Annotated in this window: 8 protein-coding genes; 7 read left to right on the forward strand and 1 reads right to left on the reverse strand. The window is 34.3% G+C overall.

Annotation, left to right across the window (positions count from 1 at the left end; genetic code table 11):
* Window position 1: 1 nt before the first annotated feature.
* A complete protein-coding gene (locus KZH69_RS06770) occupies window positions 2–2,875 on the reverse strand; it encodes a triple tyrosine motif-containing protein (protein ID WP_219316698.1) in 2,874 nt (957 codons plus the stop codon).
* A gap of 368 nt (window positions 2,876–3,243) precedes the next feature.
* Between KZH69_RS06770 and KZH69_RS06775 the strand changes: the two genes are divergently transcribed.
* From KZH69_RS06775 to KZH69_RS06805, 7 genes are all read left to right on the forward strand, one after another.
* On the forward strand, window positions 3,244–6,363 hold the full coding sequence (locus KZH69_RS06775; protein ID WP_219316699.1) for a SusC/RagA family TonB-linked outer membrane protein: 3,120 nt from the start codon (window positions 3,244–3,246) through the stop codon (window positions 6,361–6,363).
* A gap of 14 nt (window positions 6,364–6,377) precedes the next feature.
* Complete coding sequence (locus KZH69_RS06780; protein ID WP_219316700.1) at window positions 6,378–7,901, forward strand: RagB/SusD family nutrient uptake outer membrane protein; 1,524 nt, start codon at window positions 6,378–6,380, stop codon at window positions 7,899–7,901.
* A 21-nt stretch (window positions 7,902–7,922) separates the two neighbouring features.
* Complete coding sequence (locus KZH69_RS06785) at window positions 7,923–8,792, forward strand: hypothetical protein (protein ID WP_219316701.1); 870 nt, start codon at window positions 7,923–7,925, stop codon at window positions 8,790–8,792.
* A 128-nt stretch (window positions 8,793–8,920) separates the two neighbouring features.
* The gene (locus KZH69_RS06790) at window positions 8,921–9,985 is read left to right on the forward strand and encodes a glycoside hydrolase family 16 protein (RefSeq protein ID WP_219316702.1); all 1,065 of its coding nucleotides are present in this window, start codon (window positions 8,921–8,923) and stop codon (window positions 9,983–9,985) included.
* A 137-nt stretch (window positions 9,986–10,122) separates the two neighbouring features.
* On the forward strand, window positions 10,123–10,968 hold the full coding sequence (locus tag KZH69_RS06795; RefSeq protein WP_219316703.1) for an endonuclease/exonuclease/phosphatase family protein: 846 nt from the start codon (window positions 10,123–10,125) through the stop codon (window positions 10,966–10,968).
* 3 nt (window positions 10,969–10,971) lie between these two features.
* Window positions 10,972–12,435 carry a glycoside hydrolase family 30 protein gene (locus KZH69_RS06800; protein ID WP_219316704.1) on the forward strand — a complete coding sequence of 488 codons (1,464 nt, stop codon included), beginning with the start codon at window positions 10,972–10,974 and terminating at the stop codon, window positions 12,433–12,435.
* Window positions 12,436–12,480: 45 nt separating this feature from the next.
* Window positions 12,481–13,938, forward strand: a complete 1,458-nt coding sequence (locus KZH69_RS06805) for a glycoside hydrolase family 30 protein (protein ID WP_219316705.1) — start codon at window positions 12,481–12,483, stop codon at window positions 13,936–13,938.
* Window positions 13,939–14,083 lie beyond the last annotated feature (145 nt).

Here is a 14,083-nt window from a genome sequence, read left to right on the forward strand (position 1 = left end):
TTTATTTAATACTCATCAAGTACCCAATTAAATTTTCTTTTTTATTTAATTCTAATTTTTTTCTTAATCGATACCGGGCTAGTTCTACGCCTCCTGTTGATATATTCATAAATTCGGCAATTTCTTTGGTAGACATATTCATTAATAAATAAGTGGAAAGATCCATTTCTCTGGGTGAAATTGTGGGGTGTTTTTCTTTTAATTTTTTCAGAAAATCAAAATGTACGTTCTTTAGGTGTTTTTCAAGGTCTTTCCAGCTCTTGTCAGTATGCACTTCTTTGGTAATACTTCTGTTTAATTTAGTGAATTGTACTTTCGTAGCTTCATCAAATGAATTGCTATTGATATCTTTTAATTTATGGATAATTCCGTTTAATATTTTATTCTTTTTTACTACCTGCAAAGTGTTGTTTACTAATTCTTTGTCTTTAGAAAGGATTTTTATTTGCAGTTTTTCATTTTCTAATTTTTCAATCTCTTTTTCAAGTTCATATTGTTCCTGTCTAATTTTAGTTTCTTTTTCTAAATACAACCTTCGTTGTTCAAGTGTTTCAAAATGCTTATTTTTTCTGATTTTTATTTTTATTCGCAATCGGATATAATACACAAATACTGCGACTAATAATAGGTAGAACAAGTACGCTAATGAATGTCTGTACCAAGGAGGATAGATTCTGAAGGCAATTGAAGTCTCGTCTGATTCAATTCCTGAACTGTTTCTCGCTCTTACTTTCATTGTGTAATTACCTTCTTTTAGATTGGTATATTCTTTTATGGAGCTAATAGACCATGCGCTCCAATTTTCTTCAAAGCCTTCCAGCTGATATGAGAATTCTAGGTTTTCAAGATTTTCATACGAAGGAGAAGAGAATGTAAATTTTACTTGATTTGATGCATAAGGTAATTTATACTCCTCATTTATATTCTGACTATTACCCAGATGTATGGTATCTCCCGGAAAGGAAAAACTTCTTATGAGGACTTTTGGTTTAGAAAGAGATCTATTTTCGATGGTGGAGTCATAGTGGGCCAGTCCATCAGTTAGTCCGATGAAAGTGTTTTTGGAATCGATTGTGTTTATCGACATGTAATTTGCTACTAGATTTCCGGTCAAGTTAGATAGCGGAGCTACGACATGTTTGTATTTGTTGCTTCCTGTTTTCATTAATGCTCCCATAGATTCATTAAAGATGTACCAAAGGTTTCCATTAGTGTCTTGCGTTAATTCCTTTATTTTTGGAATTGTCTTGAATATATGGGTTAAGGCCGGATTTTCTATAAATGTTGATTGAGTTGTAGAGTAGGTGTAAAATATATTATTGGATTGAAAATAAATTTTGCTATTTATTTTTTGAAGGCTTCCAATACCTAGGTTATCTTCTGAAAAGCGTGAGAATATTTTTATGGACTTTGCTTTTTTCAAATCATCGCTTATAGTGATTTGATAAATATAGGCATCTTTTTTTAGCCATAAATAACCATTATCTATTTCAAATGAATTTGAAGATTTATCGATGCCTTCTATTTTATTCCTGAATTTCATTCCTGAATTAGTTTTTTCAAAAACTGAAAAGCCATTGTAATTTGCGCCAATAAAAAAGCGGGAATGCCTAGGGATTGCTTTAAATGCAAAGTAGCCTTTAGGGTCTATATTTTTAATCATTTTGCCATCCTGTATAACCAACGCTCCTTTGTTGCTGGCACATATTAACTCTCCGCTTATTATTTGTACGTTCCAAGCTTGCGCAGTAGTTCCCTCGACAAGATTAAATGAGCCTTCCTTGAAATCGGTATTCCATGGATGATAAAACACGCCTTGATTCGTGGCAACATACAAGTAGCCTTTATATACAACGGAGGAATACACAGTTCCTAAATTATAGCTAAATCCGAAATAGGTTAAAAATGAATTTTCGTTTACATAAGCAATACCATTGTCCAGTCCCAACCATAGGTTATTGCTGTTGTCAATAAACGAGCTAAGCACAGTATTGTTTTGAAGCCCTTTACTTCGATTTATGTGTTGTATAATATTTCCATTTAAGTCACAAACAATAACTCCATTAAGTACCGTATTTATTACTATGTATTTGTTTTTGTAAAGAATACATCCCAGAGAGCCATTTTTTTTGATAAATGTATTGGCTTCGGTATTCCAGGGTACTACTTCATTATTTATAAGTAGAAATAATCCTTTGTCTAAAGTAGCTGCCAAGGTTGTATTTTTCTGTAATTGAATAATGCCCCAAACCTCGGTATTGTTCAAACTATTAGTTCCGTTAATGTAAACAAGTTTTCCATTTTTGTACTCCATAATTCCAGAAAAAATGTCCTGAATATACAGCCGTGAATTGGAAATAAATGAAAACTGAAATCTTTTAGGGGCATTTATGATTTTAATTTTATTATTCTTATAAATAAAGATTCTATTAAAGGATTGAAAAATAACTTCGTCTTTAAAAAGATGTATTTTCCAAATAAAGTCAATAGTATTTATTGTTTTTTTATCTAATAAATCAGCAATAGAAAAGTATTCAAGCTTCCCTTTTGAATTGGCTTTGAAATAACCAAACTCATTGTAACAACCTACGTATATTTTTCCTGTAGAATCTACTTTTAAAGATTTGATTGCATTTGAGTTTTTTGCTTTGTACTTGTTCCATGTTGAGCCATCAAATTGTAAAAGACCATCATTGTTTCCAAAATATAAATTTCCATTTTTATCTTGATCAATATTCCAGTTTTGAGTCCCTCCTTTGTACTCAGAGCGACTATAGTTTTTAATATGAGGCAGTCCAATTTTTTTTACCTGTCCCAAAAAACAGGAAGGTATAGTGATTAAAACAAATAGCGTAAATAGTCTAATTAATTTCATGGATTGTTCTTTATTGATTGTATGTAATTGTGTGTTTTTTTATAGGGATACACAATTTTTTTTGGTATGCTTTTTTGTTAGTATGCGGGTTTTAAAGCTGAATTTTAGTAGCTCTTGATGTATTTTAAGCTAAAGTATCTAATTTATCACAATTGTAGTGGTTTTTTTTAATTAATAATTTTTTAAGTAATAATTTTTTGTTTTTAAATTGTTGATAAATAATGTTTTAATTTTTTTTTGATGTGTTTTTGTAATATCACTACAACGTTTTTGATGTGTTTTTGTAGTAGTTTTAAATTATTGATGTAGAATTTTTAGGCTTACTATTGCAGTAAATAACTAATTAATTAACCAAAATAATCAGAAAAATGAAATTATTAAAAGTATTTATTTTTTGTATTTCGTCAATCTTATTCTCAGTTTATGGGTATGCACAGGAAGCTTCCATAAATGGAAAAGTAGTTGATGAAAAAGGTTTGCCAATTCCAGGGGCAACCATAGTATTAAAAGGAACATCATCATCAGTGGCGACAGACTTTGATGGTAAGTTTCAAATTAAAGCTCCAAAAGATGGAATTTTAGCGATCAGTTTTATGGGGTATAAAACGGTTCAAATGCCTATTAACGGTCAAACAGATTTACAGGTAAAAATGTATTCTGCAACACAAGACTTAAATGAGGTTGTAGTCGTAGGGTATGGTACTCAAAAAAGGTCTAATGTAACAGGTTCCATATCTAGTCTTAAGGCAAAAGCTCTGACAGATAATCCAAACACTGGTATTGGACAAGTTTTGCAAGGAAGGGTTTCGGGTGTTACAGTTATTGCTAATTCTGGAGAACCAGGAGCTGCATCAACAATTAGAGTTAGGGGTATAACTACTTTTAATAGTGACAAAGGAGGAAATAATCCTCTTTGGGTTGTTGATGGTGTCATTGTTGATAATGGTGGTATTGGTTCAATCAATCAATCGGATATTGAATCTCTTGAGGTTCTTAAAGATGCAGCTTCATTGGCTATCTATGGTTCTCGTTCTGCTTCAGGAGTTGTTTTGATAACAACAAAGAAAGGAAAGCAAGGTAAAATTAATGTTGCTTATACTGGTTTTGCAGGTTCTTTTTCTCCAGCAAAAAAATTAGACTTATTGAATGCAACTCAATATGCAACAATTATGAATGAGAAATCTGTTGCCGGAGGTGGAGGTTTAATTTATCCAAACCCGGCTGCTTTGGGAACGGGAACAGATTGGCAATCTACTATTTTCAATAAAGGTTCTATTCGTACTTCTCATGAGATCAGTTTTAGTGGGGGAAATGAGGTTTCGAGCTTTTACAGTTCTATTGGTTATCAAGATCAAGAAGGAATTGTTGCAACGGATATTTCGAATTACAAAAAATTGAATATGCGCTTGAACTCTACTCATAAAATATCAAAAATCTTTACAATTGGGGAATCTGTTGGCTATGCCCATGATAAATCTCAAGGAATTGGTAATACAAATAGTGAGTTTGGAGGGCCATTGAGTTCTGCTATCAATTTGGATCCAACGACTCCAACAGTAGTTACAGATCCAACAGTTGCTAATACTTCACCCTATAGTACTAATCTAGTGGTAAGAGATGCAAACGGAAACCCTTATGGAATTTCAAGCGTAGTGGGTCAGGAAATAACAAACCCATTAGCTTATATCCAAACTAGATTAGGAAACTATAGATGGTCTGATAATTTATTGGGGAATGCCTACTTGCAAATTAAACCTATTAATGATTTGGTTTTTAAGGCTTCATTTGGTGGCAAGTTGTCTACTTGGGGAGAAGAAACTTTTACTCCAAAAGCGTTCCTAAACTCTAATAATAACGTTACAGAGAATAGTTTATATCGTACAAATAATAGAAGTTTTGGTTGGAATGTGGAAAACACACTTACTTATACAAAACAATTGGGAGAACATAATTTTGTTGCATTGTTAGGACAAGGTGTATATGAAGACAATAATAACATCGGTACTACTGTAACTTATCAAGGATTGCCAGTGAACAATTTTCAAGATGCATCTTTTAACTGGGATATTCCAGCTAGTAAAAAAACGGGATCTGCTTATTCAAATGATCCTCATCGTGTAGTTTCTTATTTTGCCCGTTTGAATTATAATTATAAAGAAAAATATTTGCTTACGGGGGTAATTCGTCGTGATGGTTCTACCAATTTTGGGGGAAATAACAAGTATGGTAATTTTCCTTCTGTATCTGGAGGTTGGGTAGTTTCTAAAGAAGGATTTTGGAAAGAGAATTCAATTGTTAATATCTTCAAACTACGTGCAAATTATGGGATAAATGGTAGTGATGCTATTGAATCAAATAGATATGAATCTAATATTATTGGAGGGAGTAATTATTACATGGGTAATCCAGGCAGCATTGTTTCTGGTTATGGTCCAGATTCACCAGCCAATCCTGACTTGAAATGGGAATCGACAGCCTCTGCCGATATAGGATTTGATGCTACAATGTTTAATGATTTTAATCTGAGCCTTAGTCTTTATAATAAAAAAACTACTGATATATTGCAAGTAGTTGAGATTCCAGGTTATGTAGGAGCAATAAAAAACCCTGTTGGGAATGTTGCTGATATGGTAAACAAAGGGATTGAATTTGAATTGGGATACCATCATAAATTTGGAGAGTTAAATTTTTCGGCAAATGGGAACATATCCTATCTTGAAAATAAAGTAACTTTCCTAGGTAATGGAAAAGCTTTTATATCAAATGGAACTGCTACTTTTCAATCAATGGGTGATATTACAAGAACTGCTGTAGGGCAATCTTATAATTCATTCTATGGCTATCAAACAGCTGGAATTTTCCAGACACAGGAAGAAGTAAATGCTTACACAGGTTCGGCTGGAACACCAATTCAACCAGGAGCTAAACCAGGGGATTTCCGTTGGGTAGATAATAATCATGATGGAAAAATAAATGATGACGATAAAACTTTCCTTGGAAATTCCTTGCCAGCTTATAATTATGGTTTAACACTTAATCTAGATTATAAAGGGTTTGATTTTCAAGTATTTTTCCAAGGAGCTTCAAAATACAAAATCTTTCAAGGACTTCGTCGTTTGGATGTAGGAAATGCAAATTATCAAACAGATGCGCTAGGGCGTTGGACAGGAGAAGGAACATCTAATGATTATCCTCGATTAACTATCAGTGATACTAATGGAAATTTTGAAAAATCTTCTGATTTCTATTTGGAAAATGGTGATTATGTGCGTCTAAAATTAATGACTTTAGGGTATTCATTGCCACAAAATGCGATTAGTAAAATTGGAGCTACAAAAATAAGAATGTATGTTACGGGTCAAAACTTATTGACTTTTACGAAATACACGGGATATGATCCAGAAATTGGTGGTGATATTTCAGGTGTTGATAAAGGACTTTATCCTCAAGCTAAAGGTTTCATCTTTGGTGCTAATTTACAGTTTTAATAAAAAATATAATTATGAAAATAAATAGAAATAAGTATATATTAATTGCTACTGCAATTGTACTTACAATGGTTTCCTGTTCCGAAGACTTTTTGAATGTAGACAAATCAGGGAGTGTATCTGTTGATGATTACTATAAAACTCCAGAGGATGCTTATGCAGCTCTTGTTAGTGCGTATGATCCTATCAGAAAAAATTCTGGAGGTTTTGAAAATTATATAACGATGTTGAATGCAGGTTCTGATGATCATTATGCAGGAGGTGGATCAGCAACAGATGGTGCTGGAATACAAGCTTTCTCAAAATATACTTTAGATGCAAACAATATTCCAGGTAGTTTTTGGAGTGTTCCTTACCAAGGGGTCTTTAATGCTAATATCTTATTAGTAAAATTACCGGATATTCCACTGGATGAAGCTACAAAAACGAGATACATTGCGGAATTGAAAGGACTGCGTGCGTATTATTATTTTGATTTAGTAAGAATGTTTGGGAATGTACCATTGATATTAACTCCTATTACTACTTCAGAAGTATATACAGTAACTCAGGCGGCTCCTTCAGAGGTTTATGCTCAAATCGAAAAAGATTTAACTGAGGCAATTCCAAATTTGCCAATAACAATAACTTCTAAAGAGTCTGGTCGTTTGTCAAAAGGTGCTGCAACAGCTTTGTTGGGTAAGGTGTATTTGTATGAGAAAAAAAATGCTGAAGCTGCTGCACAATTGGCATTAGTTAACGGACCTACACCAGGGGCAACAAGTCCTTATGGTTATAAATTATTGTCAAAATTCAGTGATTTATGGGTTGTAAGTAACAAATTTAATTCAGAGTCTATACTAGAAATTTCACATACAAGTGAAGGAAATTCGGATTGGGGATTTTGGGGATCTGGAAGAGATGAAGGGAATACTGTGAATGTAATGGTAGGGCCTAGAGGATATAACAGAATGACAGGAGCACCAGATTTACCTTCTGGATGGAGTTTTAATCCAGTTACGGTCGATTTGTATAATTTTATTAAAACAGACCCTCGTTTTAACGCTACTGTTTTTGATGTACTACCTTATGAGGCTGAAGCTCAGGCGCAAGACCCTCCAACTCATGCTTACATTGCAGGATATCAGGATACAGGTTATTTTCTAAATAAATTTTTACCAAGACAGGCAGATGTAACAACAGGTACTGGAGCTCAGCCTTTAAATTATAAGCAAGACACTTATGCAATTCGTTTGGCTGATACTTACTTGTTGGAGGCAGAAGCTCTGGGTGGAACTGGAGCTAGAGCTCAAGCACTTTTAGATGCAGTAAGAACTAGAGTAGGATTGCCGTCTGTGCCTGTTTCACAAACAGCAATTATGAATGAAAGAAGATTGGAATTAGCAGGTGAGGGTCACCGTTGGTATGATTTGGTAAGAACTGGTAAAGCGGCTTCAGTACTTGCTAGTAGAGGATTTATTGCTGGAAAAAATGAAATTTTCCCAATTCCTTTTGGTGAATTAAAAAATACAAAATTGGTTCAAAATCCTAATTATTAATATTTAAAAAAAAAACATATTATGAATATAAAAATAGTTTTAAATAGATGTATTTATTTAATGTTGGCTATTATAACATTAAGTTCATTAGGAAGTTGTCAATCTGAAGATATCGTAGATAATGGATTGTCGGATGAAAATATAGATCCTGCATTTACAATACAACCTGTAGATGGTTCAGCTAATAGATTTACATTGGTTGCTCAAACAAAAGATGCATTGGGTTCAAAATGGGATTTAGGTGATGGTGCAGGAATGTATATTGGTAAAATGACTGAAAGCATTTTTCTTCCTGATGTGGGTACTTATGTCATTACTCATGGTGCTATTGGAAGAGGGGGTATCGTTAATACTACTACTCAAAATATTGTTATAGCTACACCAGATCCAGTGGCTGGTAATCTTCTTAAAGGTGGTAAACTAGCAGATGCAGCAGATTGGGAACAATGGACAATAGCAAATCCTGCTTCGAATGCCAGTCTAGTTTTTGCAAATGGATATGCTCTCTTAACTGCAAGTGGATGGGCTGGACAAGGAATGTATCAGGCTGTTAATGTTATAGCAGGTAAAAAATACATGATTGATATGGTTACTTCATCTACAACAGGCTGCAGTAATACTTGGTTTGAAGTGTATTGTGGCTACTCAGTTCCGGTACCAGGAACAGATTATTCCGAAGGCGGGAAATTGAGAGCCTTAAGTACTTGGGATGGTTGTGCAACAGCTCCTTTTTCTGGTAAGATTTCAGTTGTTGGTTGTAAACCAGAAAATAATTTAGGAATATTCACCGCTACAAAAACAGGCGTTGCTTATTTAGTAATCCGAGGTGGAGGAGAAGACATGAAGGCTGGTATCAAAATTCAAAATATAGAAATGAGACCATCATTGTAAATGATGTCCTCATGAAAAAATAAGTTAAGCTTAAGTTAGGTTTGAGTTGGTAGAATGGCCCATTCTCTATTGATTATGGGCTATTTTTTAAAAAATGACACAATAAGTTTGTATTTAAAAAAACATAAATGAAAAAATATCTCTCCAGAATTAATTTATTGATTGTACTGAATTACTTTTTTTTAATTTCCTGTAGTGGGTCAAATTCAGAAGAGTCTGTCGTAAATCAATCACCTACAAATCTAAAAGTTTCTTCTGAAATAGTTGGTACAGATGCACAAAATCCAAATGGAGACGGAAGCGGTGTTGTGAATTTTAAACTGTCGGCTACTAACGCAACATCCTATAAAATAGTCCTTGGCAATGGAGAAACAAAGGAAGTGACAAATGGAAGCTTTTCTTATACCTATAATGCATCGGGTACTAATACTTATGTGTTATATGTGTCTGCTTATAATGCGGGACAATTTGTTAGCAAAACACTCTCCATAACAGTTTTTGTTGGTTCAAAATTAGTATGGTCTGATGAATTTAATGCAGATGGTGCCCCAGATGCTTCCAAATGGACTTTCCAAATTTGGGATCCTGGGAATGTTAACAACGAACTTCAATCGTACACCAATCGTCCTGAAAACACAATTGTTCAAGGAGGTGTTTTGAAAATAAAAGCCATCAGAGAAAAATACGGAAAAGGTGATTTTACTTCTGGCAGATTAGAATCTAATGGAAAATTCGATTTTACTTATGGCAAAGTTGTAATCAGAGCAAAACTGCCTACTGGAGTTGGGACTTGGCCTGCAGTCTGGATGCTGGGCAGTAATATTGGTAGTGTTGGATGGCCCGCATGTGGAGAAATAGATATTTTAGAATCTGTTGGAAAGGAGCCGAATGTAAATCATTCATCATTGCATTCTCCTGGACGTTCAGGAAATACTCCGGATACAGGAATAATAAACGTGCCGAATGACAATACCGAATTTCATATTTATACTGCAGAATGGACAGCAAGTTATATAAAGTTTTCTGTGGATGACAAGCCATTTTACACTTTTATAAATTCAGATAAATTCCCATTCAATAAAAACTTTTACTTAATTGTAAATTTAGCAATGGGAGGTAGTTGGGGAGGGCCTGTAGATCCAAATTTCACTTCCTCTACTTTGGAGGTAGACTATATTAGAGTATATAATTAGAATCGTTTTGTTTAAGTTAAGTGGTTTGGTCTTCATTAGCAGCTTCTGCTTTTTTTAAGTTGGGTAGAAGCTCTAGTGAAGAATTATCTTAGTACATTTATCGTAAGACTAACGAAAACTAATCAAAAAAAGAACACATGGATCTTTCTAAAAAAATAGCAATTTCAATCATTTTCATTCTAATGGGATTTTTTTCTAATGCCCAAACCTTGAAAGTGATGACTTACAATATTAGGTTGGATGTGGAAAGTGATGGAGAAAATGACTGGACACACAGGAAAGATTTTTTTAATTCACAGATTCAATTTTATGCTCCCGATATTTTTGGGGTTCAAGAAGCAAAACCCAATCAAGTATTGGATATAGCAAATGCGCTTCCGCAGTACAATTATGTAGGAATAGGAAGAGACGGAATAGGAAAGGGGGAATCCTCGAATATTTTTTATGCCAAAGAAAAATTCAAAATGATCGAATCCAATACTTTTTGGTTATCGGCAACTCCTGATACCATTTCAATAGGCTGGGATGCCGCTTGCAACAGAGTTTGCAGCTTCGCACTTTTAAAAAATAAGGAAACGAATAAATTGATTTGGGTTTTTAATACTCATTTGGACCACATTGGAGAAGTATCAAAAACCAAAGGATTAGAACTTATACTTTCAAGAATAGAAAAATTAAATAGTAATAAATACCCCGTTATTTTGATGGGTGATTTTAATTCAGAACCCGAAACAGAACGGATTATTGCATTAAAAAATAAAATGAATGATGCCAAAACAATTTCTAAAGAAAAACCTTTTGGACCCTATGGAACTTTTAATAATTTTAAATACAACGAAGTATCAACACATTTGATTGATTATGTTTTTCTATCAAAAAGCAGCCGCATTACAGTTAATAAATATGCTGTTATATCGGACGCTAAAGATTTGAGATACCCATCGGATCATTTCCCTGTTTTTATCGAAATTAATTACAAATAAATAATGAAAAATATTCATCAAGTAACTAAGCTGTTTTTTGCAATAGCCTTTTCAGTCATACATATCAGTTGTTCTTCTTCTAATGAAGGAGGCGATTCACCAGCTCCAAAACCAACCCCGAAGCCTCCTGTAGTAAAAAATGAAGTTGATTTTTGGTTGACCAAAGGGGATCAAACAGTGCTCTTGCAAAAACAAACCGGTATTTTAGCTTTTGCAAATGGAATAAATATTTATCCAAATATTGAAATTGACGATGCTCAAACCTATCAAACCGTTGATGGTTTTGGTTTTACATTAACTGGCGGAAGCGCACAAGTAATCAATCAATTGGCTACTCAAAAAAAGAATGATTTATTGCAAGAATTGTTTGGTTCTGGAGATAATTCAATTGGACTAAGTTATTTAAGAATTAGTATTGGCGCATCCGATTTGAATGCGACACCATTTACTTATGATGATATGCCAACTGGACAAACAGATGTAAGTTTGACAAATTTTAGCCTAGCTCCTGATAAAACTGATGTTATTCCGTTGCTTAAAGAAATTCTGGCAATTAATCCCAATATTAAAATAATGGGTTCTCCGTGGTCTGCACCACTTTGGATGAAAGACAATAATAATTTCGTGGGAGGCAGTTTGCAACCTCAATATTATGAGGCTTATGCCCAATATTTTGTCAAATTTATTCAAAAAATGAAAGCCGAAGGAATCACAATTGACGCTATTACTCCTCAAAATGAACCTTTACACGGGGGTAACAATCCGAGTATGGTGATGACAGCCTTGCAGCAAGCCGATTTTATAAAAAATAATTTGGGACCTGCATTTCAATCAGCTGGTATTTCTACAAAGATCATTACTTACGATCATAATTGTGATAACCCCCAATATCCAATTACGATTCTAAAAGATGCAGCAGCTTACCCTTTTGTAACCGGTTCAGCGTTTCACTTGTATGGTGGTGATATTAGTGCTCTTTCCACGGTACATAATGCATACCCTAATAAAGAGGTTTACTTTACGGAACAATATACATCATCTACAGGAGCGTTTGACGGTGATTTGAGATGGCAAGTCAGAAACGTAATTATAGGTTCGATGCGCAATTGGAGTAAAAATGCATTGCAATGGAATTTGGCCAATGATGGTGCTTTTGGGCCCCATACTTCAGGAGGATGTACAACTTGTAAAGGGGCACTAACAGTTAGTAGTACTGAATCATTTGTTCGAAATGTGGGATATTATGTAGCGGCACATGCGTCCAAATTTGTTCCAATGGGATCTGTTAGGATTTCCAGTACAATTAGTGGTAATTTGCAAAATGTTGCTTTCAAAACGCCAATTGGAAAAATAGTTTTATTAGTTGTAAATGATGGAAACACTGCCGCATTGTTCAATATTAAATACAATGGGAAATGGATTACTACTTCTCTTGATGCTGGAGCTGTAGGGACGTATACTTGGTAATTGATTAGCTTCAAAAAATTAAAAATAACCACCACATTATAGATTATGAAAAAAATAACCACCACAGTATTAGTACTAGCCTCTTTTTTTGCCTTTGGACAGCAAAAAAATAAAGCGCAAGTGCATCCTTTTTCTACAAAGGATAAAACGGTTGCGGTGTACACCACGGCCGAAAGTACTAACTTGAGATTGGCAAAAACAGACAATCTTACATTTTCAGAATTGGCGCAACCCAACGAAAGACAGATTTGTGTTTTTGTGAATCCAGATAAAACATTCCAGTCTTTTATGGGAATTGGAGGAGCTATAACAGATGCGAGTGCCGAAGTTTTTGCCAAATTATCCAATGAGAAGCAACAGGAATTTCTTAATGCATATTATAGTGCAGAAAAAGGAATCGGCTACAATTTGGTGCGTACTACGATTCATAGTTCTGATTTTAGTTCGGCAAGTTATACTTACATTGATGAAGGTGATACGGCATTGAAAACTTTTTCAATTGAACACGACAGAAAATATAGAATTCCACTGATTAAAAAAGCAATTGCTGCTACAGGCGGGAAAATGACGGTGTATGCAACTCCATGGAGCCCTCCTGCTTTTATGAAAAGCAATAAAGACATGTTGAAAGGCGGTACATTATTACCCGAGTTTTTCCAACCTTGGGCAACGTATTACACCAAATTTGTAAAGGCGTATGAGAAAGAAGGAATTCCTATTTGGGGAATCAGTACAGAGAATGAACCAATGGCGGTACAAACCTGGGAATCTTGTGTTTATACAGCTGAAGCAGAAAGGGATTTCGTAAAAAATTATCTTGGGCCAACTATGAAAAAGGAAGGTTTGGGGGATAAAAAAATTATTGCTTGGGATCACAACCGTGATTTGATGGTACAAAGAGCCAATATTGTTTTCTCTGATCCCGAAGCATCAAAATATATCTGGGGAATGGGATTCCATTGGTATGAAACTTGGGCAGGTGGTAATCCAATGTTTGAGAATGTTGCTAGAGTTCATGAAGCCTATCCTAATAAAAATTTAATGTTTACAGAGGGTTGTGTAGAAAAATTTGACTCCAAAAATTACCAATTATGGGCGAATGGGGAACGTTATGGAACTTCAATGATAAATGATTTCAATAATGGAACAGTGGGCTGGACGGATTGGAATATTCTTTTGGATGAAAATGGCGGTCCAAATCATGTAGGTAACTTCTGTTTTGCTCCTATTCATGCCGACACCAAAACGGGAGAATTAATTTATACTCCTTCGTATTATTATATTGGACATTTTTCAAAATTTATTCGTCCTGAAGCCAAAAGAGTTAGCACTGCCGTGAGCAGAAGCAGCTTGTTGAGCACTTCATTTTTGAATAAAGACGGAAAAATGGTAACGGTTGTGATGAACCAAAGTGAGGCTACCGTAATTTATAATTTGTGTGTAGGAACTCAAGCTACCCAAATTACCATTTTGCCAAATGCAATTCAAACTTTGGTGTATTAAGTCAATAGATTGATCTTTTTTCTCATCGATTTAAGTATAAAACTAATTACAAAATATAGCCTAAAAGGTCAATAAGACCTTTTAGGATTGCTCCTTAAAGATGATTTTTATTAACACTAATTATTTTTATCATTGAATCTATTGA

This window comes from Flavobacterium taihuense, from assembly GCF_019351435.1.
Classification (GTDB): Bacteria; Bacteroidota; Bacteroidia; order Flavobacteriales; family Flavobacteriaceae; genus Flavobacterium; species Flavobacterium taihuense.